The sequence below is a fragment of the Bacillus cereus group sp. BceL220 genome (genome assembly GCF_051776965.1).
Classification (GTDB): domain Bacteria; phylum Bacillota; class Bacilli; order Bacillales; family Bacillaceae_G; genus Bacillus_A; species Bacillus_A cereus.
This window is the reverse complement of record NZ_JBPWBC010000009.1, coordinates 69,820-93,258: the sequence shown is the minus strand read 5'-3', so window position 1 is coordinate 93,258 and position 23,439 is coordinate 69,820. Positions and strand designations below refer to the sequence as shown.

The following is a 23,439-nucleotide window of genomic DNA, read 5'->3' as shown; positions in this document are numbered from 1 at the left end:
AGTTATCATAAGATGTATTACTTTATGAAAATAATGTTAGGTGGGAAATACATGTTAGAACAATTTCATATACATTCTGATTTAAAACAACAGCTTTCTACGATTCATGAAAAGAATAAACAAGAAGCTGGTGAAAATGCACATTTAATCGGAACGAAAATATATAAAGCGTCTGATAATAGCATTATTGAAGATGCGATTACAGCACTTCTTCTTGGCAAGAACATTCTATTAAAAGGACCGACTGGTAGTGGTAAAACAGTACTAGCGGAAACTCTTTCTTCTTTATTCCAAAAACCAATGCATAGCATTAACTGCTCTGTCGACTTAGATGTAGAAGGTATTTTAGGATACAACACACTACAAACGAAAGATGGTGCATCTGAAGTTTCATTCGTTAACGGTCCTCTTATGAAAGCAATGAAGAACGGTCACTTCCTATATATTGACGAAATCAATATGGCAAAACCTGAAACTTTACCGCTACTTCACGGCGCATTAGATTACCGTAAAATGATCACAAACCCATTTACACAAGAGGTTGTATACGGTGATGACGAATACCGTGTAATTGCTGCGATTAACGAAGGTTACGTTGGAACAAGTGAACTAAATGAAGCATTAAAAAACCGTTTCGTTATTATTGAAGTTCCTTACATTCAAGGTGACACATTAAAAGAACTATTATTAGCAGAATCAAAATTAAATGATGTTGCAACAATTGAAAAGTTTGTTGCATTTGCAAGCGACCTTATGCCTTTAGCTCGCGATGGACGTGTAAGTGAAGAAGCAGCAAGTATTCGTGGTATTATCGACGCATGTGATTTAGGTGTATATATTCCTGTTATGCGCGCTATTGAACGAAGCATAATTGCAAAACTTAATGATGAAACAGAACAAATGACTGTCCGTGAATTAGCAGAAAGTTATTTCTTTGAGGGATAATTTATGAGACAAATTTTTAGTGACAAAAAAATTGATGCGTCGCTGTTTCTACAAATGGAAAATTTAATGTATGCCCTTCTAAAAGAAGACGATGCCTATCTTGAATATGGCTATAAAGCATACTACGACGAAATTGAAAAGAAAGTTGTCATTAGTCACTTTTGGGATGATCGAAAAGAAGAAGATACAGTAATCGGATTAAAAAGCGAAGTGTTCTTAAAAGCACTTGGTAATAAACATTACTCGGACATGACTTTAATTCGTTCGTATGCGATTGAATTGCAAGAATCGCCCCTAAAAAAGTTTTTAACACAATTATTTGTTCTATTAGAAGATTTACGCGTTGAGGAAATCGTAAAGAACTTACGTCCTGGCACGAAACATATTTTTAAACGCCGAAAAGAAATGTACCGCAATTATTTCGGCTCTCAAAATGAAATAAACCGCGTTCGTAATTATCACGGTGATCGTCTATTTTGCCTATGCTATCTTTCATTAACGAGCGATAAATATGAAATGTTTAATAATGAATATTTTGAGCAAATTGAAGCGATTTTACATGAAACATTCCAAGCACGTAATACAGAAGATATTATGTATATCGTTGAGAAAATTCGCTATCGCTTAGAGGCGCTTCTTGAAAGTGATATGCTTAACAACTATTTCGGACATGCTCCACTTTACTTATCTGTTCTTGCAGACGAAAAGAACTGTCGCGTCGAAGATTTAGCAAATGATGATACGCAGCTTATAGATGACGATGAAAATAAAAACAAAATGGATGAAAGTTTCTCCACATGGCATCGTGAGAATAAAAATAACGAAAACGAGAACTTTTTACGCTTTGAATTAGAAAGCGGAACAAAAACAAACATGATGGGCGATACTGCTCGTGAATCAGAAGATGGCGACCAAGCACTTGGTTCTGTACAAGGTACTTCTCAAAAAAGTACACAATCCAACTTTGATGGCGCTGATACAGAAGAAGCAAGGGCTTCACACGCTTCTAGCCAGGACGACGGTGCATATGGGAAGTATAATGTAGGTGCTTCTCATACATTTAAAGAAGCTCGCAAAGTAAATATTGATGAGAAAAAAGATTACCAAGCTATCAAATCAGTCGTCAATAAAGATGTAAAAGAATTAAAGAAAATTATCGAAAAAACGATTGAAAATAAAACGAATGCGAATAGTGATAAATATTACGGAAGACTTCGTAAGAAATTCCTTCGTATTTATACCGAAAAACAACCGCGGATGTTTTATAAAAAAGGACAAGAGTCACAAGAACTCGATGTTGCATTCCAACTGTTAGTTGACTGTTCTGGTTCTATGTATAACAAAATGGAAGAAACGAAGAAGAGTGTTGTACTATTCCATGAAGCTTTAAAATCTTTAAAAATCCCGCACGCTATTAGCGGATTTTGGGAAGATGCCTCTAGCGCTAAACCTGAAGATAAGCCGAACGTTATTCATGAAGTTATAAATTATAAAAACTCAACGTTACCAAACGTTGGTCCAGAAATTATGCAACTTCGTGAAGAAGAAGATAACCGCGACGGATATATTATTCGTATCGTTTCTGAAAAACTTGCCAAAAGACCTGAGAAACATAAATTCTTACTAGTCTTCACAGACGGTGAGCCTTCTGCGCTAGACTATCAACAAGACGGAATTTTAGATACGCATGAAGCTGTTAAACTCGCGCGTAAAAGTGGTATGGAAGTAATCGGTATCTTCATAGAAGAAGGCGAAGCGAAAGAAGCAACTTATCAATTGATGAAAAACATTTATAACCATCACTTCTTAGTTGCAAATCATGCTGAAGATTTACGATTGAAGATTAAACCATTGCTGAAAAAACTATTACTGAAGACGATTGAATAGAAAATAGGAGCCTTGTGGCTCCTGTTTTTTCGTTCAATTACTTTGTTTCTGGTTGAAACTTGTATGGAATGGCTACTTCTAACAAAGATTCAAATCCTCCGTCATAGTATGGGAAGCGCTCATTCGCAATTGTTCGATCCACCCACTCTATTGCAGAAATTTCACCTTCATCTTCCGCAATAAGTTCACCTTTTACTACATTCGCTCGGAATGTAAAAAATAGCGCATGATTCCCTGATTCTTCAAAGAATTTTTCATTGATCGCAACAAGTCCACCTAACGTAGCAGTTAAACCTGTCTCTTCTTTCACTTCTCTCATTAGTGCTTCCTCTAATATTTCACCTTTTTCTACAGCCCCGCCTGGCAATGACCAAACGTTTTGTTCTACATTATGTACCATTAATATTTTATCTGTTTCTTCGTCATGTATTAGTGCATATACGACATCAACTCTTTGCATGTTGCATTTCCCCTTCAATTAACTCATCCATTGTAAATAAGGAGTGCAACTGCAATCCATCTTCTAATAAGTTATCTCTTCCTTCTTTTGTTCGTTCAATCACACCTAGAACATGATTAACTTTCGCACCTAGTTCTCTTAAATCTTTCGTGCTTAATAATATTTGACCGCCTGTCGTAATGACATCTTCAACAACACAAACATTTTTCCCAGCAATATCAACACCCTCTGCCAACTTACATGTGCCGTACTTCTTCGCTTCTTTTCTTACAAATACGACTGGTATACCTGTTTGTAAAGATAATGCCGTTGCTACTGGAATTCCTCCCATCTCTAAACCAGCGAGTGCTTCTGTATCAGGAGGAATGAGCTCTTTCAACTGTTTAGTAATTTCTAATAACAGTACTGGATTAGATTCAAATAAGTACTTATCAAAGTATTGATTTGATACTTGTCCTGATCGAAGTTTAAATGTTCCCGTTAAACGTGACGTATTGTAAATTTCCTTTGCTAACTCCCATTTCTCCGTTCCTTGTCTCCCCTTTACACACAAATTAACTCATTCTATCACATTTGTAATTATTTGCATATTCCCAAAATACAAATAAAAAGAGTCGATTCCTAAGAATCGACCCTTCCTATTAATTCATCACTAACTCAGCTGCAAGCTTTTTTTTTAACTTAGCCAGCATGTCAGTTGTCATTTTATCTAAATCGTATTCTGCTTTGAAGCCCCACTCTTTCATTGCTGCTGTTGCGTCAATAGAGTTTGGCCAGCTATCAGCGATTGTTTGACGAGCTGGATCTACTGCATAATCCATTGTAAACGTCGGAATGTGTTTACGAATTGACGCTGCAATTTGCTCTGGCTCGAAGCTCATTGCTGTAATGTTAAATGCATTTCTATGCACTAGCTTACTTGGATCAGCTTCCATTAATGAAATGATCGCTTGTAAAGCATCAGGCATATACATCATGTCCATGTACGTTCCTTCAGCAATGTATGAGGTGTATGCACCTTTTTTAATCGCCTCATAATAAATTTCAACTGCATAATCAGTTGTTCCGCCTCCTGGAGGAGCTACGTAAGAAATTAAACCTGGGAAACGGACACCGCGCGTATCTACACCAAACTTTTGATAATAATAATCACATAGTAATTCTCCTGCTACTTTGTTTACCCCATACATCGTAGTAGGACGCTGAATTGTATCTTGCGGTGTATTATCTTTTGGCGTCGATGGACCGAATGCACCGATAGAACTTGGCGTGAAGAACTTACAGTTTAATTCACGAGCTGCTTCTAGAGCATTTACAAGTCCACCCATATTTAAATTCCATGCAAATAACGGATTTTTTTCTGCTGTTGCTGAAAGTAAAGCTGCTAAATGAATAATTGTATCTACTTCATTACGCTTTGCGATATCATGTAGTTTTTGTCCATCTGTTACATCTAACGTTTCAAATGGACCAGACGTTACTACTTCACTGTCTGTTTCACGAATATCTGTTGCAATAACATTTGATGCGCCGTATACATCACGAAGTTTCATTACTAGTTCAGAACCAATTTGCCCTAAAGAACCGGTTACTAGAATTTTTTTCATTTTCCCCACTCCTCATTTGCAAGCTATTCAAAAGATGTCGTTACTTAAATGATGCCCATTTCTTTCCCTACTTTTTCATACTTACGAATTGCTTCATCTAACATTTCTTTCGTATGAGCTGCTGTAGGCATATTACGAACACGACCTGTTCCTTTTGCTACAGTTGGGAACACGATAGATTTTGCGTATACGCCTTCTTCATTTAGACGTTTACTAAATTCTTGTGTTAATACTTCGTCCCCAATAATACAAGGTGTAATTGGCGTTTCACTTTCCCCAATGTTAAAGCCAAGTTCTTTTAACCCTTGTTTTAAATAGCGACCGTTTTCCCATAGACGATCATGTAACTCTGTGCTTTCCATTAAGATTTCAATTGATCTCATGCAAGCTGCCGCATCAGCTGGTGTTAATGCTGTAGAGAATAAGAATGGACGTGAACGAACTTTTAACCAGTCAATTAAGTTTTGTTTCCCTGCTACATATCCACCAATTACCCCAATTGCTTTTGATAATGTACCAATTTGGAAATCAACTTTATCAGAAAGACCGAAGTGCTTTACAGTTCCTGCACCTTTTCCAAGTACACCTGAACCGTGTGCATCATCTACGTATGTCATTAAATCTAACTCTTCTGCAATCTCAACAATTTCTGGTAGTTTTGCAACATCTCCATCCATTGAAAAGACACCGTCTGTAATTACCATTAATTTATTGTAAAGACCTGATTCTTTCGCCGCGATTGCTTTTTGGCGTAAATCTTCCATATCAGAATGTTTATAAACAATAATTTTTGCTTTTGATAGACGACTACCGTCAATAATAGATGCATGATTTAATTCGTCTGAAAGAATCGCATCATTTTTATCCATAACAGCTGAAATCGCTGCCATATTACAGTTAAATCCTGATTGATAAGCAATTGCTGCTTCTGTATGTTTAAACTTTGCAATTGTTTCTTCTAACTTAATATGCAAATCTAAAGTACCGTTAATTGTACGAACAGCCCCTGCTCCAACACCGTACTTATGAATAGCACCAATTGCTGCTTCTTGCAAACGGCTATCTGTTGCTAATCCAAGATAGTTGTTTGAAGATAAGTTAATATATTCTTTTCCGCCAATTGTAATGATTGGTCCATTTGAACTCTCAAGCGGATCAATTACGTTATAAAGCCCCTTTGATTTTAAATCCTCTAAATTTTCTTCTAAAAATTTCGCAAGTGTTTTACTAGACATCGTGAAGCCTCCCATCGTTCATGTAAGCGGATTATTGTCTTAATAGTTCTAATAATCCCTCTACTAGCTTAACACGTTTTCAGAATTTATTATAGAAAAATAGTTTAAAGTAACCGCTTACAATTCTAGATTATATATGATTCATTACAATAAATCTATCATTTACTTTTCATATTTGATAGAATTAAAAAAATATTTAGGGAGGCTTCAAACATGGCATTTACAGAATCTGATGTATACAATAACACAGCATTTTTCGAACAATATATGAAACGAAGATACCGAGAAAATAGCCCAAATGAATCCATTGAAAAACCAGTATTCTTTCAGCTCATTGGTCATGTGCAAGGAAAACAAATTCTCGATTTAGGCTGTGGTGATGCTAAGTTTGGTGCGGAATTATTAGAAAAGGGATGCTACTCTTACACCGGCATTGAAGGCTCCGAGCTTATGTATGGAAAAGCTAAAAAACAACTAGAAAATAAAAATGGATCTGTTCATTTTTTAAACCTCAAAGATTATACCTATCCCTCTTCCACTTTTGATTTAGTAACCTCTAGACTCGCCTTACATTATATTGAACATCTTGATATCATTTTTCAAAATGTGTTTCAAACTTTAAAAACAAATGGCACCTTTACCTTTAGCGTTCAACATCCCGTTATTACTTCTTCATTTGAAAGCTTACAAACAAGTAGTAAAAGAACGAGTTGGCTCGTCGATGATTATTTTAAACTAGGCAAACGGGTTGAACCATGGATTGACCAAGAAGTTATTAAATATCATCGTACAACGGAAGAGTATTTCACATTATTACAGCAAGCCGGATTTACCATTACATCATTAAAAGAAGCTACACCAAATCCAACCTATTTTCAAGATGAAGAAGAGTATAAACGTCGCTTACGTATTCCTCTCTTCCTCTTATTTTCTTGTACCAAATAAAAAAACGATGACTCACTCATCGTTTTTTTTATCTCATTGCCTGAGCAACTTCTTTAACTACACGTCTTCCTCTTCCGTGAGGGATACAAAGCGGTGTTCCAAACAACGGATCCGTACTAATTTGACACTCCATTCGGAATACATCACGTACTAGTTTCTCATCTACCACTTCTTCAGGTTTACCTTGTGCATATATTTGTTTATCTTGAATTGCTACAATGTTATCTGCATAGCGGCATGCTAAATTCAGATCATGTAATACCATAACAATTGTTCTTTGTTCTGTTTCATTTAATTCGAATAATAAATCTAGCACTTCAATTTGGTGAGTCATATCTAAGTATGTAGTTGGCTCATCCAGTAAAATGATATCTGTATCTTGTGCAAGTGTCATTGCGATCCAAGCACGTTGACGCTGCCCACCTGAAAGAGCATGCACATCACGCTCAGCAAATTCTGTCATACCTGTTGCTGCAAGTGCCTTCTGTACCATTTCCTCGTCTTTTTCTGACCATTGCTTCAGCCATGTTTGATATGGATAGCGTCCTTGCTTTACAAGTTGTAATACTGTAAGTCCTTCTGGTGCTTGTGGTCCTTGCGGTAAAATCGCCATTTGACGAGCAATTTGCTTCGTTTGCATACTTTGAATTGCTTGATTATCTAACAAAATATCACCATTTGTTGGCTTTAATAATCTGGCTAGTGAACGTAATAAAGTTGATTTCCCGCAACCGTTAGAACCGATAAAAATTGTAATTTCTCCTTTTGGAATTTCTAAGTTCAGCTCATCAATAATAATTGTTTCACCATAAGACAACGTCAAGCGTTTCGTCTCCAATGCTTTTTGCATATTCATCTCCCTTTATTAATTCCGACTTTTATAAAGTAAATAAATGAAATAAGGTGCACCAATTGCTGATGTAAATACCCCTGCTGGAATTTCAAGTGGTGTGAAAATTGTACGCCCTATTAAATCTGCAGCAAGTACTAGAATTGCACCGACAATAGCTGCAACTGGGAGTAATGCACCGTATAAAGAACCAACTAATCTTCGTGAAATATGAGGTGCCATTAAACCGACAAATCCAATCCCTCCGGCAAAAGCTACCGCACCACCAATTAAAGCTGTACTAAGTAATAACATAAATACACGCGACTTCGTTAAAGGAACCCCAAGTCCTACCGCTATATCATCCCCTAGCTCTTGTGCATTTAAATGCCTAGCTGCGATAAATGATATTACTGTTAAAATGAGAACCCAAGGCGCAAGTACCATAACATTTTGCCAAGAAGAGCCGTAAACGGTACCCGTAATCCATACATTCGCTTGGCTCGCTTGATAAATTGGTGCTAGCAACATAAATAATGTTGTCGCCGCCTTCGTTAATGCCCAAAATCCAACACCAATTAAAACGAGACTAATTGGTGATAATCCATCATTTTGCCATGCAAATAAGTATACAAAAACCGCTACAATCGTTGCTCCTGCAAAAGCTGCGAGCGGCATATAATGAATACTTACCGTTAGTGCATTATTTTTATCACTAAATAACGCTAAAAATAATACAACTGCGACACTTGCCCCGCCCGTAATCCCGATGATATCAGGAGAAGCAAGCGGATTTCGAACGAGCCCTTGTAAAATACAGCCCGCTACCGCAAGCGCAATTCCTACGAGGATAGCAATTAAAATACGTGGCATACGAAACTTATTTACAACCATATTTGACATTGCATCGCCATTTCCGGTAATTGCTTGCCATACGTCATAAGGAGCAATTTTCATGTCTCCCATACCTGCGCTCGCAAAGAATAATCCTATTAAAACAACTAGTAAACTTAACAAGACGAGACAAGCTCGTTTATACATTAAAAACGAGAGCTCGCCTTTTCCTATACGAAACGGAATATATTTCTTCATTTGCTAAGCCCTCTCTTACGTGCAATATAAATAAAGAACGGTGCTCCAATAAATGCTGTCATAACTCCTACTGGTACTTCTTGTGGCATAATGACATATCTTGCTGCTATATCAGCCAATATTAGTAGTATTGCACCTAACAATCCGCTATAAGGCACTCTCCATCTGTGGTCAACTCCAACAAGAAATCTAGCAAAATGCGGAGTAATAATTCCAATAAATCCAATTGGGCCAGCAACCGCAACTGAACCACCAGACAATAGTACAATAATAAGTAACACGAATGATTTCATTAAAATTGTTCGTTGTCCAAGTCCTTTCGCGACGTCTTCTCCCATCATCAATGTATTTACTTTCCCTGCCATCATAAGAGATGCAATCCATCCTATTAATAAATATGGGAATACAGATTGTAAAATTTCTAACTTTCTCCCTTGCACAGATCCAGCAAGCCAAAATAATACCTCTTCAAGTGCTTTTTCATTTAACACAAGTAATCCTTGTGTTAATGATGAAAATAACGCACTAATTGCGACCCCTGCTAACGTTAACTTAAGAGGAGTAGTCCCTTCTTTTCCTAAAGAACTAGAAGCAAATACAAGTACAGCTGCAACCGCAGCTCCTAAAAAGGCAATCCATGTGAAAGCTGATAATGATGTTACTGAAAAGATTACAATTGCTACAACTATGAAGAACGCAGCACCTGAATTTAATCCAATAAAATCTGGAGAAGCAAGTGGATTCTTAGTTAAAGTTTGCATAAGACAACCCGCGATGGCTAAACTAGCACCAACACTTGCTGCTATAAGTGCCCTTGGAAGGCGCACATTTTGAATAATAATATGTTCATTAGAACCATTAAAATGGAAAAAAGCATCTAGCGCTAATTTCCAGCTCGTATTTGTATATCCGAAAATAATACTTCCCCAAATACAAATAACGACTGCAATGATTCCAACAAATAATCCAATCCATTTTGCTTGATTTGTTTTTAATAACATGCAGCGTTTCCCCTTCAATGTATAATGATACGTTGTAAGTGTATTTCAACTTAATTCTTATTGTCAACGGAAATGAGAATTATTTTCAACCATATGTATTGACAATCAAAAGATAAAGGCTTAATATCATGCTTGCTATTGAAAAATATTCTCAACATGTAGGGGGTACATAATGAATTTCATGCGAAAAAAATCGTTTACAGTATTTGTATTTTTACTAGCATTTTCAATGCTTTTAAGCGCTTGTGGAAAATCAAATAACAAAGAAGAATCTACAAAAGAAGATAATAAAAAAGAAGTGGTTACTGTAGAACATGCAATGGGTAAAACAGAAGTTCCTGCTAATCCAAAACGTGTAGTTATCTTAACAAATGAAGGAACTGAAGCTTTACTTGAATTAGGTGTGAAACCAGTTGGTGCTGTAAAATCTTGGACGGGTGACCCATGGTATCCACATATTAAGGATAAAATGAAAGATGTAAAAGTTGTTGGTGATGAAGGACAAGTTAACGTTGAAACAATTGCTTCTTTAAAACCAGACTTAATTATCGGTAACAAAATGCGTCACGAAAAAGTGTACGAACAACTAAAAGCAATTGCACCTACTGTGTTCTCAGAAACATTACGTGGGGAATGGAAAGATAACTTCAAATTTTATGCAAAAGCATTAAATAAAGAAAAAGAAGGTCAAAAAGTTGTAGCTGATTACGAATCACGTATGAAAGATTTAAAAGGCAAACTTGGCGATAAAGTAAATCAAGAAATCTCTATGGTTCGTTTCATGCCTGGTGATGTTCGTATTTATCATGGCGATACATTCTCTGGTGTTATTTTAAAAGAACTTGGATTTAAACGTCCTGGAGATCAAAACAAAGATGATTTTGCAGAGCGTAACGTATCTAAAGAGCGTATTTCTGCTATGGATGGTGACGTATTATTCTACTTCACATTCGATAAAGGAAATGAGAAAAAAGGATCTGAACTAGAAAAAGAATATATAAACGATCCTCTATTTAAAAATTTAAATGCCGTAAAAAATGGTAAAGCATACAAAGTCGACGATGTTATTTGGAATACAGCTGGCGGTGTAATGGCTGCTAACCTACTATTAGATGATATCGAAAAACGCTTTGTTAAATAATTTTATTCTAACCAGCTCTCTCTTTGATGGAGCTGGTTTTTTCATTTCACTGAAGTGTCACATTATTTCATTTTGTATTTTTATTCCCAATATGTTATATTATAAAAGTAAATAGAATATATTTTCTTTATATCAGAATAGATTTTTTAATCTAAATTTTCTGATTAATCACTATTTTATTTTCTTTTAGAATTCAATTATTACATTTGAAAACGCTTATCATCTCGTTTTCAGGGCAAAATACAGTAACGGTTGAAGAAAAATAGAACTTTTTTAGAAATTTTCTTTCTATTTCCATATAATTCTATTGACTTCTAAATATTTTGTAAATTAAAATGATTACATAAATATCCGTTATACAGGATTAGGGGGAAACAAAAATGGATGCAGCTTTAAAATTAGACAAAGCTGGAGAGCAACAATCACCAAAAAAACATCCACCAGGGTTATACTTGTTGTTCTTTACAGAGGCATGGGAAAGATTTAGTTATTACGGAATGCGTGGCTTATTAGTTCTTTATTTAACAACGAGCTTAGTAAGTGGCGGTTTAGGATTTGATAAAGCAGTTGCAGTTCAAATTTACGGTATTTTCACAATGCTTGTATATTTCACACCTATCATTGGTGGTTGGTTAACTGACCATTTCATTACGAAACGACACGCCATTACTATTGGCGGTATCATCATGGCAATTGGTAACTTTGTACTATTTTCAATGAATACGAAAACTGGACTATTTTTAGGATTAGGATTATTAGTTATCGGTAACGGATTCTTCAAACCAAATATTTCGACTTTACTAGGTCAATTATATAGCGACAACGATTCTCGTCGTGATAGTGCTTTCACTATCTTCTACATGGGAATTAACTTAGGAGCTCTTATCGCTCCATTCATTTGCGGTTACTTCACAGATTACAAATATGGATTCTTAACAGCTTGTATCGGTATGATCATTGGACAGGTTGCTTTTAATTTCTTAGCACCTCGTTACTTAGGAACAATTGGTACAACTGTTGTAGGTAAGAAGTCTAAAGAAAAAACTGCAAAAGTAATTGAGAAAAAACCTTTAACAACACAAGAGAAAAAACGTACAGCTGCAATTTTAATTTTAACTTGTTTCGTTGTATTCTTCTGGGCAGGCTTTGAACAAGCTGGTAGTTCTTTAACACTTTACACAGATAAGTTCGTAGATCGTACAATTGGTGGATTTACAATTCCAACACCTTGGTTCCAATCTGTAAACCCACTATTCATTATCTTACTAGCATTACCTGTTTCAGCTTTATGGATTAAACTTTCAAAAACAAAAAATGGTGATTTAAAAATCCCAACAAAAATGGCCCTAGGTATGATTTTACTAGGGATTGGATATTTAGTTCTAACTTTAGCTGTTTTAAAAACTGGTAGTGATGAAGGTAACATTACAATGAAGGCAAACTTACTATTCATTGTATTCACTTACATGTTCCACACAATCGGTGAATTATTCTTATCACCAATCGGATTATCTATGGTTAGTGCAATCGCTCCTGTTAAATTAGCTTCTTTATTAATGGGTGTATGGTTAGCTGGTACTGGATGTGCAAACTTCTTAGCAGGACAATTAGCTGCTTTCACTCAATCTTTAGGATATTTAGAAGTATTCGCGAGCATCGGTGTTATCGTAATCGTACTAGGATTAGTACTTCTTATGTTCTCTAAGAAAATTGCACATATGATGGAATAACAAAAAGACGCTTCTAAAATTAGAAGCGTCTTTTTTATTATTTCTCCTCTAAAGCTGTCACGTCCACATGAACGCTCTCACCAGGATTAGATACATCATACACTTGAGCACTCCCCTTCTGCTCATCACAGCTCTCAATCCATACTGGTACGCCCTCATATGTAACGTCAATTCTACTTGAAGAAGATAAGATTTGTTTCACACGTTTCACATCCATACTAATATCCCTCCTTTTGCTTACTACACTCCTTTCTATTTTTTCTTTTCCTTTTAGAATATATTCCGTAAAGCAGCATGTTGATTGATAGTCATTTCTTCCTCACATGCTAATATTTACTCTCTCGCTACCTTTCTGACAAATAAAAAAAGACGTATATTCCACACGTCTTTTTCCATAATATTCAAATTTTAAGAAAATAATGTTTTTACTACCGCACTTACTTTATCATTATGGATTTGGTAATACACTTCTAATCCTCGTCTTTCAAAGCGCACTACTTTATTTTGCTTTAACTTCGTTAAATGTTGTGAAACCGTTGATTGCGGAATTTCTAATACTTCCTGTAGTTGTGTTACATTACATGTTCCTCTTTGCATAAGTTCCATTACTAGACGTAGACGAAGTGGGTGAGCTAACGCTCTTAACATTTGTACATCTTCTTCTGAAATACGACATTCGAATTGATTTTGGCTCATAAAGTTCCCCTCATTTTCGTTTTTATTTGCGTTTTTATGTTCTTTTTATTTATTTATATATCTGTTCTTATATTTCCTGTTACGACATAACTTTATCAACCTATAAAGCCGAAAAATTTTTCCATTTTCATCAACAAAAATTCAGGAAAAAATCCTTGTTGATTTTGAATATTATACTATATGATATAACGAAAAAGCAAAATAATGGCCTACGAATACTTTGCTTGCAAACGTTGTTTTATCAGGCTTTTTGTTATATTTTCACCTCATTGAAATGCACAGTAACGGTATTGTAAAATACCGTCTATAATTGATAACCTATCGTAATGTAGTTGAACTATAATTAACCTCTTTGTTACGCTAAAAGGAATTTTCAGTAAAAAGAGATGATGTGATATTAAAAATTTGTTTCTTATTTTTTATTCGTATTGCAAGCGGTTGGATTGTTGTGCAAAACTTCCTATTAAATCCACTCACCGTTCCCCCCTCACTAGATCAGACAGGACAGATAATTGCATATATTAAACTTTATACTCAATATAAAAGACGGCATCTAATATACACTTATAGGAAACATGCCATCTGAATAAGCAAAATAATATGCAAATAGTTTATACAACACACTTAAATTCATTTGAGTGTGTTTTTTGTCTACTTTATGAACAAAGCTTTTCTTTTAACACTATTATGGAATAATTATACTTTTTTACGTTGACAATAGTGTTGAAGGAGAATATACTAAGCATGTAAGTTGATTGTGAATAGTTTCACAAATAATGTGAATTTCTTCACATATAATAGATAGGAGTTGTCATTATTATGAGTACTTGGACACAAATTTATGACCCATTAAACAATATTTGGTTATCTGCACTAATCGCAGCACTTCCAATCTTTTGTTTCATCATTTGTTTAATGGGATTCAAAATGAAAAGTTACATGGCTGGTCTTTATAGTGTGATTGTCGCTATTATCCTTGCAATATTTGTTTATAAAATGCCAGCAACAGTAGCTGTAGCATCTGCCGGGTTCGGTGTTTTATCTGGATTTTATCCAATTTGTACTATCGTTATCGCTGCAATTTTCCTTTACAAATTAACTGTTAAAACAGAGCAATTCAATATTATTCGCGATAGTATTTCAAGCATTACAAATGATCAACGTTTACAAGTATTATTAATCGCTTATTCTTTCGGTGCTTTCTTAGAAGGCGCAGCTGGTTTAGGGGTTCCAGTTGCTATTACAGCTGCACTACTTGTAGGTATGGGATTTAACCCATTAAAAGCAGCAGGTATTTGTTTAGTAGCTAATATCGCTGGTGGTGCTATGGGTGCTATGGGTATTCCAGTTACAGTACCAGCACAATTAACTGAACTTGACGCATTAACTATCGGTCGTCAAACTGTTCTTATTTTACCTTTCATTAGTATCATCTTACCTTTCTTACTTGTTTCAATGGTCGATGGAATTAAAGGTATTAAAGAAACTTGGCAAGGTATTCTTGTAAGTGGTGTTTCTTTCGCAATTACTCAGTTCCTTGTAACTTACTTCTTAGGCGCAGAACTTACTAACATTTTCGCAGCCGTTGTAAGTATGATTGCTCTTGCATTATTCTTACGTGTTTGGCAACCAAAATCTTCTACTAAAGAAGAAAAACAAGAAACTAAAGTATCACATACATTCAATCAAATTTTATATGCTTGGTCTCCATTCGTATTCTTAACTGCATTTGTAACAATCTTTAACTTAAAACCGATTAAAGCTTTATTTGCTCCAGATGGTGCGTTAGCAAACTTAGTATTTAACATTCAGTTCCCTGGTCTTCATAATGCTGTTATGAAAACTACACCAATTACAAAAGCTGATACACCTTTCGCAGCTGTTTTCAAATTCGATGTATTCTCTTCTACAACTACTGCGATTGTACTAGCAATTATCGTTTCACTTATCGTTTACCGCGTAAAAGGTAAAATGGTTAAAGAATTAATGATTGAAACAATGAAAGAATTAAAAGCTCCAGTATATACAATTTGTAGCGTTATCGCTTTAGCTTACGTAGAGAACTACTCTGGTATGTCATCTACACTTGGACTTGCATTCTCTTCTACTGGTAATGCATTCCCAGTTCTTTCTCCAATCTTAGGATGGATTGGCGTATTCATTACAGGTTCAGTAGTTTCAAGTGGTTCTTTATTCGCACCACTTCAAGCAGTAACAGCAGACCAGTTAAACATCGTTCCTTCTACACTCGTTGCCTTAAACGTAGTAGGTGGTACAATGGCAAAAATGGTTTCACCACAATCTGTAGCAGTTGCTTGTGCCGCAGTTGGACTAGTTGGGAAAGAATCTGCTCTATTTAAAACAGCAATGAAATACAGTTTAATCTTCTTAGCTGTTATTAGCTTACTTCAATTAAACGCTGTATTTAATATCTTTTAAAAATAAAACACCGATCCAAATGGATCGGTGTTTTTCACATTACATTTTTTTATTTTTTAATAAAGAAGCTCCAGCAATTTCAGGGTGAGTCATTTCGAATGGATCTAAAATAATATCCAATTCCTCTTCTGTCAGTACACCATGTTCTAAACATAACTCCCTAACAGATTTTCCTGTTTCAATTGCTTCACGTGCAATACGAGATGCTGCTTCATAACCAATATGAGGATTAACTGCTGTAATAATTCCAACACTTTTCTCAACATATTGCTTCAGCAATTCTTCATTTGCTGTAATTCCTTCAATACAATATTCACGGAATACACGGAATCCATTATTCATAATACTTATAGATTGAATTAAATTAAATACAAGCACAGGCTCCATTACGTTTAACTCTAATTGTCCTGCTTCTGATGCTAAGCAAATTGTATGATCGTTTCCGATTACTTGGAATGCGACTTGATTAATTACTTCTGCCATAACTGGATTTACTTTACCTGGCATAATCGATGAACCCGGCTGACGTGCTGGCAATTGAATTTCAGCTAACCCAACACGTGGCCCAGACGCCATAATACGAAGATCGTTTGCAATTTTAGACATGTTCATCATACATACTTTAAGTGCTGCAGATACTTCTGTGTATGCATCTGTATTTTGCGTTGCATCAACTAAATGCTCTGCACCAACAAGTGGGAATCCACTAAACGTTCTTAAATGTTTTACCACTTGTTCAATATACGTAGGATTTGCATTTAATCCTGTACCAACAGCTGTCGCCCCCATATTCACTTCATATAAATGTTGACGAGACTGTTTAATTCTTTTTATATCACGCTCAAGCACTCGGCTATACGCTTCAAATTCTTGTCCAAGGCGAATTGGAACTGCATCTTGTAAATGTGTGCGTCCCATTTTAATAACGTGATCAAACTCTTTTGCTTTTTTACGAAAAGCAGAATGAAGTGCTTCCATTGTAATAAGAAGCTCTTCTAACATCATAAGAGTTGCAATATGAATCCCTGTTGGAAACGCATCGTTCGTTGATTGGGCCATGTTCACATGAGTGTTTGGGCTAATTTTCGCATACGCACCTTTTTCATACCCCATGCGTTCTAACGCTCTATTCGCAATTACTTCATTTGTATTCATATTAATAGAAGTTCCGGCTCCGCCTTGAATAGGATCCACGATAAATTGATCATGAAACTTTCCATCAACAATTTCTTGCGCTGCTTCTGCAATTTCATGTCCAATGTCTTTAGCTAAGTAACCAGTATCTATATTCGCAAGTGCCGCCGCTTTTTTCACAATTGCCATTGCTGTAATTAGTGATGGATGAATGCGATATCCTGTAATTGGGAAGTTTTCTACGGCACGTAATGTTTGTACACCATAATAAGCTGCATTTGGTACTTCTTTTTCACCTAAAAAATCTTTTTCTATACGTATATCCTTCGTTGCTATCATTTTTATCACCTATACTTTTTCATTCTAAATCCTTATCCAAAAAATCCGCCCTCTAAAAACACGAGTATCATTCAGAAGAATTTTTCAGTATCCACCTTCACTATATAGCACCTTTTTTGAAAGCGCAAACATTTATTTTTCTGTATATCCTTTTTATTAAAGTTTATAGAAAATCATTCTTCTACTTTCCTTATTTCCACTCGTTTAATTTGATGCATATCCTTTTCAAGGACTTTAAAATAAAAACCGTGTTTCTCAATAACATCTCCTTCAGCAACGATTTGTTTTTGTACCATAATCCAGCCACCAATTGTATCTACATCATCAGCAATTAAATGTATGCCAAGCAAATCATTTACTTCACTAATAAGCACTTTTCCCTCTACGATTTTATACCCTTCACTTACATGCTCTATAGGTGGATTCTCATCTTCATCGTATTCATCTCGAATTTCTCCAACAATTTCTTCTAAAATATCTTCTAGTGTAACAATCCCTGCTGTACCACCATATTCATCATACAATACAGCTAATGGAATGTGTTTTCTTTGCATTTGTAATAGTAAATCATGAATTGGAATATTTTCTAGCACTTCAATAACTGGCCTTGTATATGGCATAATCGAGCACTCCTCGTCCCGATTCCCATCCATATAACGAATAAATAAATCTTTTACATTAACCATCCCAATAATTTCATCTTTATCTTCACCAAATACAGGATATCTCGTGTACTTTTCTTGTGCGATTACTTTAATATGTGTTTCAAATGGTTCGTCCTCATATAAGCCTACAACTTCCGTACGAGGTACCATAATTTCTTTTGCTACTCTATTATCAAATTCAAAAATATTATTTACATATTTAAATTCCCTTTGGTTAATCTCTCCGCTCTCATAGCTCTCAGATAAGATTAACCTTAATTCTTCTTCTGAATGAGCTACTTCATGTTCAGAAGCTGGATGTAATCCGAATAAACCAGTAACAACCCTCGCTGAACCATTCAAAGCCCAAATAAACGGATACATAACTCGGTAAAAATAAATAAGTGGTTTCGATAACAATAAGCTAACTTGTTCTGCTTTTTGTATAGCAAATGTCTTTGGAGCAAGTTCCCCAATGACAACATGTAAAAATGTAATTACTGCAAAGGCAATAATAAATGAAACTGTACTGGAAATTGCAGGTGAGAATTGTAATTTTAAAAACAACGGCTCGAGTAAATGTTTAATAGTTGGTTCCCCTAACCACCCGAGCCCTAAAGCAGTAATTGTAATACCTAGCTGACAGGCCGATAAATATTCATCTAAATTTGAAGTTACCTTTTTAGCTGCCAGTGCACCTCGTCTTTTTTCGCTAACGAGTTGATCAATACGACTGCTACGTACCTTAATAATTGCAAACTCAACAGCCACAAAAAATGCTGTTAACCCAATAAGAATGACTACCATCAATAATTTTAAAATATCCACATATGTCCTTTAGCTTTCTTAGCTAAAGTTACACCTCCTTTTAAAAAGAAGTTTCACTTTAGTTTCTTCAATTATTGGAAAGCAACTCTATATAAAATCCACCAATTTTCAAACCTCATACAATTCTAAAGGTAAACCATCGGGATCTTGGAAAAAGACGAATTTCTTCTCCGTTATTTCATCAATACGGATCGATTCTGTCTCAACACCACATTGATTTAAATGCTTCACAGCTTCTTCTATATTTGTAACAGCAAATGCTAAATGTCTAAGACCTGCTGCTTCTGGAAAACTTTTGCGCTCAGGCGGATTTGGAAATGAAAATAATTCGATTTGATACTCTTCTCCTACACATAAATCTAATTTATAAGAATCTCGTTCCTTTCTATATACTTCATTCAGTTCTTTGAATCCTAATATTCTAGTATAAAAATCCTTTGACGTCTCATAATTCGAACAAATAATTGCAACGTGATGCACTCTACATATATTCATACTCTCTCTATTCCTTTCTTTACCAAAGATGCATATTCTCTCTTGAAATGAAAAACATATATAGCAGAATATCTCTTTTAGGGGGCTTATCATGAAATTCATTACTTTTTTCGTCGGACTAATTGTTGTTTTCTTGCTCGCTTATATTGCTAGCAATAATAAGAAGCATATTAAATTTAAACCAATTTTTATCATGCTTATTATACAGTTAATTTTAACCTATTTACTACTAAATACAGAAGTCGGCCTCATACTAATTAGAATCATTTCCAGTTTGTTTACCAAGCTACTCGAGTATGCTGCTGATGGAATAAATTTCGTATTTGGTGGTCTTGCAAATAAAGGTGAAATGCCATTTTTCCTTAATGTATTATTACCAATCGTCTTTATTTCTGTTTTAATTGGTATATTACAACATTTCAAAATACTACCATTTTTTATTCATTGGATCGGGTACTTTCTTAGTAAAATAAATGGTCTTGGGAAATTAGAATCTTACAACGCTATCGCCTCTGCCATTGTCGGCCAATCAGAAGTTTTTATTACAGTGAAAAAGCAATTAGCTCAAATTCCAAAACACCGTCTTTATACACTTTGTGCCTCTGCTATGTCAACCGTATCTATGTCTATCGTAGGTGCCTATATGACAATGATTGAACCTAAATATGTAGTAACTGCACTCGTTCTCAATTTATTTAGCGGTTTTATTATCGTACTCATCATTAACCCTTACGACGTTAAAGATGACGAAGATATTTTAGAAATCAAAGGTGAAAAACAAAGCTTTTTTGAAATGCTTGGAGAATACATTCTTGATGGTTTTCGTGTAGCCATTGTTGTCGGCGCTATGCTCATCGGATTCGTCGCATTAATTAGTTGTATTAATGACCTGTTCCTCATTATATTCGGTATTACGTTCCAACAATTAATCGGCTATGTATTTGCACCTATCGCATTCCTTATCGGTGTACCAAGTTCTGAAATTGTCGCGGCTGGCAGCATTATGGCAACGAAGCTTGTAACGAATGAATTTGTTGCAATGATGGACCTCAGTAAAATTTCTAATAGCCTTTCTCCCCGTACAGTTGGTATTATTTCTGTTTTCCTTGTATCTTTTGCCAATTTTTCTTCCATTGGTATTATTTCAGGTGCGGTAAAAGGACTAAACGAAGAACAAGGAAACGTTGTTGCGAGGTTTGGCCTAAAATTACTATATGGAGCTACTCTCGTTAGTATTTTATCTGCAATTATCGTAAGCATTATGTTGTAATTAGGTAAAATTTTATCATTTTCTTATCCCTATCTTTTGTATACAATAACGAATAGGTGTCTTATAAATAATCAAGACATCTATTTTTTATACATGTACAATCGCTTTTATTTAGCGTAAAATATTTTTTATGTGTTTGAATACACTTCTAAATGTATACACTTTGATAGTTTTAAAGGAGAAAAAATGATGAAATCCGACATGAACAACAATACGCGAGCCAAAAAAGGACGCTCAAAGAAAAAACGCCTACTTTGGTTCCTTCTTATTCCATTACTAATTGTAGCACTTGGAGCAGGAGGCTACTCATTCCATATATACAGTAAAGCAAAGTCCGTCTTAAATAATGCTTATGCTGAACTAGGTCGAGGAGATAAGTCCAGTAAACGTGAAAAAGCTGTTAAACCTATGACCGACAACATTTCCGTACTTATTATGGGTGTTGATGAAAGTGAAATTAGGGAAAAAGGTTATGGAAAAGCAACTCGAACAGATGCGTTATTACTTGCAACAATTAATAAAAACGATAAATCCGTTAAACTTGTAAGCATTCCACGTGACTCACGCGTCTACATTAAATCACGTGATAAATACGATAAAATTACACATGCTCACGTATTCGGTGGTGTAGACAGCACAATTGATACGGTAGAGAACTTTTTAGATGTTCCAGTTGATTATTATGTAAAATTCAACTTTAAATCCTTTATCAAAATTGTTGATTCTCTTGGTGGTATTACTGTGGACGTTCCAGTTGAGTTCACAGAGCAAAATAGTAAAGATGAAGCAGATGCAATTCATCTAAAAAAAGGACGTCAACATTTAAATGGAGAAGAGGCACTGGCACTAGCTAGAACTCGTCATATCGATAGTGATTATATGCGTGGCCAACGACAACAGCTTGTATTAGAGGCCATTGCTGAAAAGGCACTATCTCTTAATTCTATTAATAAAATCGGTGGCCTACTAGACGCTGTAGATAAGGATTTAAAAACCAATTTAACGTTTGATGATATGATGACAATTACAAAAAATTCAATGGATTCAAATTTAAAAATGGAAAAAATGCAAGTAGAAGGTACAGATAAATATATAGGCGGTATTTATTATTACGTTCCAAATGAAAAAAGCGTCGATACTATTTCAACTACCCTTCAAAAACATCTCGGTGTTACGAATAAAAATGAACATAAAAAATTATAATAAAAAGGCTGCTAGATCTTTCTAGACAGCCTTTTTATTATATTTTTCAACATATTTTTCATACACATTGTGACAAGAAGTGACAATTATTACAGTGATGTAACATTTTTTATGAAAACATTACACACACAGTGAAAATAATAGTATACTAGTACGTACATAATGTTATTTTCATCATTTTTATACAAAAAATGTAATACATATATTTATACATAAATTTCTGGGGGGAAATACATGAAGCTAAGTAAAATACTGATTGGTTCTGCAATTGCTGGGGGCATATTACTTTGTGTAGGCGGTGTTGGGGGATATCAATATGTATCCAAATTAAATAATCAATTAGATACTACTGCATTACCAAATACTACATTTGAAGGTATTTCTCTCGAAGGAAAAAATAAGAAAGATATTCAAGCAATTATTAATAAAAAGGTAAATGAGTTAGATCAAAAATCCCTTACCTACATATTCCAAAACGATAAACAAACTTACACATGGAAAGATTTGGGGATAAATTATAAAGAGAAAGATATTATTGACAAAATCTTCAAAGAACAAGAAGGAAACGTAATGAATCGTTACAAAATGCGTAAGCAAGCTGAAAACGGTGAATTAAAACGTGACTATAAATTAACACCACAATTAAATGCAACAGCTTATGAAACCTTTATAAAAGATAAATATAATGAAACATTAAAAAATCCTGTTAATGCAGAATTGAGTATTGAAGGCTCAACAGTAAATGTTAGTCAAAGCCAAAACGGAGAAAAAATTGATAAAGGGAAACTAAACGGTTTAACAAACGAAGCTATTACTACTGGTAAATCAGATGTTACATTGCCAGTTACATTTATAAAACCAGAACGTTCTACAGAAGACATACAGAAAATGGGTATTAAAGAAGTCATCGCTGAATATTCTACTCCAATGGCCGGCCGTAACGGAAATCAATCATTTAACGTAAATAAGTCAGCCAATACTTTAAGTGGGGTTATTGTCGCACCTGATGAAACGTTTAGTTTTAACGGCCGCGTTGGCGTAACTGATGCTGCACATGGTTATAAATCTGCAGCAGTATATTCACAAGGTAAAGTAATACAAAGTGCAGGCGGAGGAGTTTGCCAAGTCAGTAGTACATTATACAGCGCAGCTTTAAGGGCAGATTTAGGCATTGTTTCTCGAAGCAATCATTCTATGCCGGTAAATTATTTACCACTTGGGCAAGATGCAGCAGTAGCAGATTATGGTCCAGATTTAAAATTTAAAAATAATACGGGCAATCATATTTATATTCAAGCATTTTCAAATGGAGGTAGTATTACTACACGCATTTTCGGTACAAATACTGGTAAAAATGTTGAAGTTTCTTCTCAAGTAATTAGTAGGACTAGTGATAAAATCACAGCGGTTACGTATAAAAAAGTAACACAAAACGGGGAAGTAATATCAAATGGACAAATTTCAAAAAGCGTATATAAAAGCGCTCCAAAAGAATAGATAATATCCACCGAATAGCATA

At 35.0% G+C, this 23,439-nt stretch carries 21 protein-coding genes; 9 read left to right on the top strand and 12 right to left on the bottom strand.

The features are described from left to right. Positions 1 to 51 precede the first annotated feature (51 nt). Together ACS2FK_RS21530 and ACS2FK_RS21525 are read left to right on the top strand one after the other, a co-directional pair. Complete coding sequence (locus tag ACS2FK_RS21530; protein WP_000892988.1) at positions 52 to 945, top strand: ATP-binding protein; 894 nt, start codon at positions 52 to 54, stop codon at positions 943 to 945. A gap of 3 nt (positions 946 to 948) precedes the next feature. Beyond that, the gene (locus ACS2FK_RS21525; RefSeq protein ID WP_063546434.1) at positions 949 to 2,832 is read left to right on the top strand and encodes a vWA domain-containing protein; all 1,884 of its coding nucleotides are present in this window, start codon (positions 949 to 951) and stop codon (positions 2,830 to 2,832) included. Between the two features lie 37 nt (positions 2,833 to 2,869). Here ACS2FK_RS21525 and ACS2FK_RS21520 read toward each other — a convergent pair whose 3' ends face one another. The 4 genes from ACS2FK_RS21520 to ACS2FK_RS21505 all read right to left on the bottom strand — a co-directional run bounded on the left by ACS2FK_RS21520 (position 2,870) and on the right by ACS2FK_RS21505 (position 6,134). Next, positions 2,870 to 3,292, bottom strand: coding sequence for an NUDIX hydrolase (locus ACS2FK_RS21520; RefSeq protein ID WP_063546432.1), 423 nt, complete (start codon positions 3,290 to 3,292; stop codon positions 2,870 to 2,872). Further along, complete coding sequence (pyrE, locus tag ACS2FK_RS21515) at positions 3,279 to 3,845, bottom strand: orotate phosphoribosyltransferase (protein WP_063546430.1); 567 nt, start codon at positions 3,843 to 3,845, stop codon at positions 3,279 to 3,281. The genes ACS2FK_RS21520 and pyrE overlap by 14 nt, the downstream gene beginning before the upstream one ends. Before the next feature lie 88 nt (positions 3,846 to 3,933). After that, positions 3,934 to 4,899, bottom strand: coding sequence for an L-threonine 3-dehydrogenase (locus ACS2FK_RS21510; RefSeq protein ID WP_016083557.1), 966 nt, complete (start codon positions 4,897 to 4,899; stop codon positions 3,934 to 3,936). Between the two features lie 44 nt (positions 4,900 to 4,943). Then, entirely contained in the window at positions 4,944 to 6,134 is a 1,191-nt protein-coding gene (locus tag ACS2FK_RS21505) for a glycine C-acetyltransferase (RefSeq protein WP_000095906.1), read from the bottom strand. Positions 6,135 to 6,347: 213 nt separating this feature from the next. Here ACS2FK_RS21505 and ACS2FK_RS21500 point away from each other — a divergent pair, with 213 nt between their 5' ends. Next, positions 6,348 to 7,079 (top strand): class I SAM-dependent DNA methyltransferase, encoded by a 732-nt coding sequence (locus ACS2FK_RS21500; protein ID WP_063546428.1) that lies wholly within the window; start codon positions 6,348 to 6,350, stop codon positions 7,077 to 7,079. Positions 7,080 to 7,107: 28 nt separating this feature from the next. Here the strand turns inward: ACS2FK_RS21500 and ACS2FK_RS21495 are convergent, their stop codons facing one another. From ACS2FK_RS21495 to ACS2FK_RS21485, 3 genes are read right to left on the bottom strand one after another with little or no spacing between them, the layout of a single operon-like run. Then, entirely contained in the window at positions 7,108 to 7,929 is an 822-nt protein-coding gene (locus tag ACS2FK_RS21495; RefSeq protein ID WP_001167953.1) for an ABC transporter ATP-binding protein, read from the bottom strand. A gap of 15 nt (positions 7,930 to 7,944) precedes the next feature. Further along, positions 7,945 to 9,000 (bottom strand): FecCD family ABC transporter permease, encoded by a 1,056-nt coding sequence (locus ACS2FK_RS21490; RefSeq protein WP_063546426.1) that lies wholly within the window; start codon positions 8,998 to 9,000, stop codon positions 7,945 to 7,947. Further along, entirely contained in the window at positions 8,997 to 10,001 is a 1,005-nt protein-coding gene (locus ACS2FK_RS21485) for a FecCD family ABC transporter permease (protein WP_000925211.1), read from the bottom strand. The genes ACS2FK_RS21490 and ACS2FK_RS21485 overlap by 4 nt, the downstream gene beginning before the upstream one ends. 172 nt (positions 10,002 to 10,173) lie before the next feature. On the opposite strand from ACS2FK_RS21485, the gene ACS2FK_RS21480 reads away from it, so the two are divergent. Together ACS2FK_RS21480 and ACS2FK_RS21475 are read left to right on the top strand one after the other, a co-directional pair. After that, the gene (locus tag ACS2FK_RS21480) at positions 10,174 to 11,142 is read left to right on the top strand and encodes an ABC transporter substrate-binding protein (protein WP_001010277.1); all 969 of its coding nucleotides are present in this window, start codon (positions 10,174 to 10,176) and stop codon (positions 11,140 to 11,142) included. A 380-nt stretch (positions 11,143 to 11,522) separates the two neighbouring features. Beyond that, positions 11,523 to 12,872 (top strand): peptide MFS transporter, encoded by a 1,350-nt coding sequence (locus tag ACS2FK_RS21475; protein ID WP_000338305.1) that lies wholly within the window; start codon positions 11,523 to 11,525, stop codon positions 12,870 to 12,872. 37 nt (positions 12,873 to 12,909) lie between these two features. Here ACS2FK_RS21475 and ACS2FK_RS21470 read toward each other — a convergent pair whose 3' ends face one another. Both ACS2FK_RS21470 and ACS2FK_RS21465 read right to left on the bottom strand, forming a co-directional pair. Next, entirely contained in the window at positions 12,910 to 13,089 is a 180-nt protein-coding gene (locus ACS2FK_RS21470) for an acid-soluble spore protein H (RefSeq protein WP_000382679.1), read from the bottom strand. A gap of 191 nt (positions 13,090 to 13,280) precedes the next feature. Further along, the gene (locus ACS2FK_RS21465; protein ID WP_000081428.1) at positions 13,281 to 13,568 is read right to left on the bottom strand and encodes an ArsR/SmtB family transcription factor; all 288 of its coding nucleotides are present in this window, start codon (positions 13,566 to 13,568) and stop codon (positions 13,281 to 13,283) included. 819 nt (positions 13,569 to 14,387) lie between these two features. On the opposite strand from ACS2FK_RS21465, the gene ACS2FK_RS21460 reads away from it, so the two are divergent. Continuing rightward, complete coding sequence (locus ACS2FK_RS21460; RefSeq protein ID WP_016083562.1) at positions 14,388 to 16,007, top strand: L-lactate permease; 1,620 nt, start codon at positions 14,388 to 14,390, stop codon at positions 16,005 to 16,007. Between the two features lie 39 nt (positions 16,008 to 16,046). On the opposite strand, the gene aspA is transcribed toward ACS2FK_RS21460, so the two are convergent. The 3 genes from aspA to gloA2 all read right to left on the bottom strand — a co-directional run bounded on the left by aspA (position 16,047) and on the right by gloA2 (position 19,447). Continuing rightward, the gene (gene aspA, locus ACS2FK_RS21455) at positions 16,047 to 17,480 is read right to left on the bottom strand and encodes an aspartate ammonia-lyase (protein ID WP_000562125.1); all 1,434 of its coding nucleotides are present in this window, start codon (positions 17,478 to 17,480) and stop codon (positions 16,047 to 16,049) included. A gap of 173 nt (positions 17,481 to 17,653) precedes the next feature. Beyond that, the gene (locus ACS2FK_RS21450; protein WP_000353320.1) at positions 17,654 to 18,952 is read right to left on the bottom strand and encodes a hemolysin family protein; all 1,299 of its coding nucleotides are present in this window, start codon (positions 18,950 to 18,952) and stop codon (positions 17,654 to 17,656) included. A gap of 108 nt (positions 18,953 to 19,060) precedes the next feature. Beyond that, entirely contained in the window at positions 19,061 to 19,447 is a 387-nt protein-coding gene (gene gloA2, locus ACS2FK_RS21445; RefSeq protein WP_001017676.1) for an SMU1112c/YaeR family gloxylase I-like metalloprotein, read from the bottom strand. Between the two features lie 91 nt (positions 19,448 to 19,538). Here gloA2 and ACS2FK_RS21440 point away from each other — a divergent pair, with 91 nt between their 5' ends. The 3 genes from ACS2FK_RS21440 (at position 19,539) to ACS2FK_RS21430 (ending at position 23,417) form a co-directional block, all read left to right on the top strand. Continuing rightward, positions 19,539 to 20,717, top strand: a complete 1,179-nt coding sequence (locus ACS2FK_RS21440; protein ID WP_000668875.1) for a NupC/NupG family nucleoside CNT transporter — start codon at positions 19,539 to 19,541, stop codon at positions 20,715 to 20,717. A 186-nt stretch (positions 20,718 to 20,903) separates the two neighbouring features. Next, entirely contained in the window at positions 20,904 to 21,920 is a 1,017-nt protein-coding gene (locus ACS2FK_RS21435) for an LCP family protein (RefSeq protein WP_014481946.1), read from the top strand. 234 nt (positions 21,921 to 22,154) lie between these two features. Next, the gene (locus ACS2FK_RS21430; RefSeq protein ID WP_023521033.1) at positions 22,155 to 23,417 is read left to right on the top strand and encodes a VanW family protein; all 1,263 of its coding nucleotides are present in this window, start codon (positions 22,155 to 22,157) and stop codon (positions 23,415 to 23,417) included. Positions 23,418 to 23,439: the final 22 nt, after the last annotated feature.

What these genes read in the sequence shown, in the direction of transcription:
- ACS2FK_RS21530 (WP_000892988.1), top strand. Translation starts at nt 52, where the DNA reads ATGTTAGAACAATTTCATATACATTCTGATTTAAAACAACAGCTTTCT.
- ACS2FK_RS21525 (WP_063546434.1), top strand. Translation starts at nt 949, where the DNA reads ATGAGACAAATTTTTAGTGACAAAAAAATTGATGCGTCGCTGTTTCTA.
- ACS2FK_RS21520 (WP_063546432.1), bottom strand. Translation starts at nt 3,292, where the DNA reads ATGCAAAGAGTTGATGTCGTATATGCACTAATACATGACGAAGAAACA.
- ACS2FK_RS21510 (WP_016083557.1), bottom strand. Translation starts at nt 4,899, where the DNA reads ATGAAAAAAATTCTAGTAACCGGTTCTTTAGGGCAAATTGGTTCTGAA.
- ACS2FK_RS21505 (WP_000095906.1), bottom strand. Translation starts at nt 6,134, where the DNA reads ATGTCTAGTAAAACACTTGCGAAATTTTTAGAAGAAAATTTAGAGGAT.
- ACS2FK_RS21500 (WP_063546428.1), top strand. Translation starts at nt 6,348, where the DNA reads ATGGCATTTACAGAATCTGATGTATACAATAACACAGCATTTTTCGAA.
- ACS2FK_RS21495 (WP_001167953.1), bottom strand. Translation starts at nt 7,929, where the DNA reads ATGCAAAAAGCATTGGAGACGAAACGCTTGACGTTGTCTTATGGTGAA.
- ACS2FK_RS21490 (WP_063546426.1), bottom strand. Translation starts at nt 9,000, where the DNA reads ATGAAGAAATATATTCCGTTTCGTATAGGAAAAGGCGAGCTCTCGTTT.
- ACS2FK_RS21485 (WP_000925211.1), bottom strand. Translation starts at nt 10,001, where the DNA reads ATGTTATTAAAAACAAATCAAGCAAAATGGATTGGATTATTTGTTGGA.
- ACS2FK_RS21480 (WP_001010277.1), top strand. Translation starts at nt 10,174, where the DNA reads ATGAATTTCATGCGAAAAAAATCGTTTACAGTATTTGTATTTTTACTA.
- ACS2FK_RS21475 (WP_000338305.1), top strand. Translation starts at nt 11,523, where the DNA reads ATGGATGCAGCTTTAAAATTAGACAAAGCTGGAGAGCAACAATCACCA.
- ACS2FK_RS21470 (WP_000382679.1), bottom strand. Translation starts at nt 13,089, where the DNA reads ATGGATGTGAAACGTGTGAAACAAATCTTATCTTCTTCAAGTAGAATT.
- ACS2FK_RS21465 (WP_000081428.1), bottom strand. Translation starts at nt 13,568, where the DNA reads ATGAGCCAAAATCAATTCGAATGTCGTATTTCAGAAGAAGATGTACAA.
- ACS2FK_RS21460 (WP_016083562.1), top strand. Translation starts at nt 14,388, where the DNA reads ATGAGTACTTGGACACAAATTTATGACCCATTAAACAATATTTGGTTA.
- aspA (WP_000562125.1), bottom strand. Translation starts at nt 17,480, where the DNA reads ATGATAGCAACGAAGGATATACGTATAGAAAAAGATTTTTTAGGTGAA.
- gloA2 (WP_001017676.1), bottom strand. Translation starts at nt 19,447, where the DNA reads ATGAATATATGTAGAGTGCATCACGTTGCAATTATTTGTTCGAATTAT.
- ACS2FK_RS21440 (WP_000668875.1), top strand. Translation starts at nt 19,539, where the DNA reads ATGAAATTCATTACTTTTTTCGTCGGACTAATTGTTGTTTTCTTGCTC.
- ACS2FK_RS21435 (WP_014481946.1), top strand. Translation starts at nt 20,904, where the DNA reads ATGATGAAATCCGACATGAACAACAATACGCGAGCCAAAAAAGGACGC.
- ACS2FK_RS21430 (WP_023521033.1), top strand. Translation starts at nt 22,155, where the DNA reads ATGAAGCTAAGTAAAATACTGATTGGTTCTGCAATTGCTGGGGGCATA.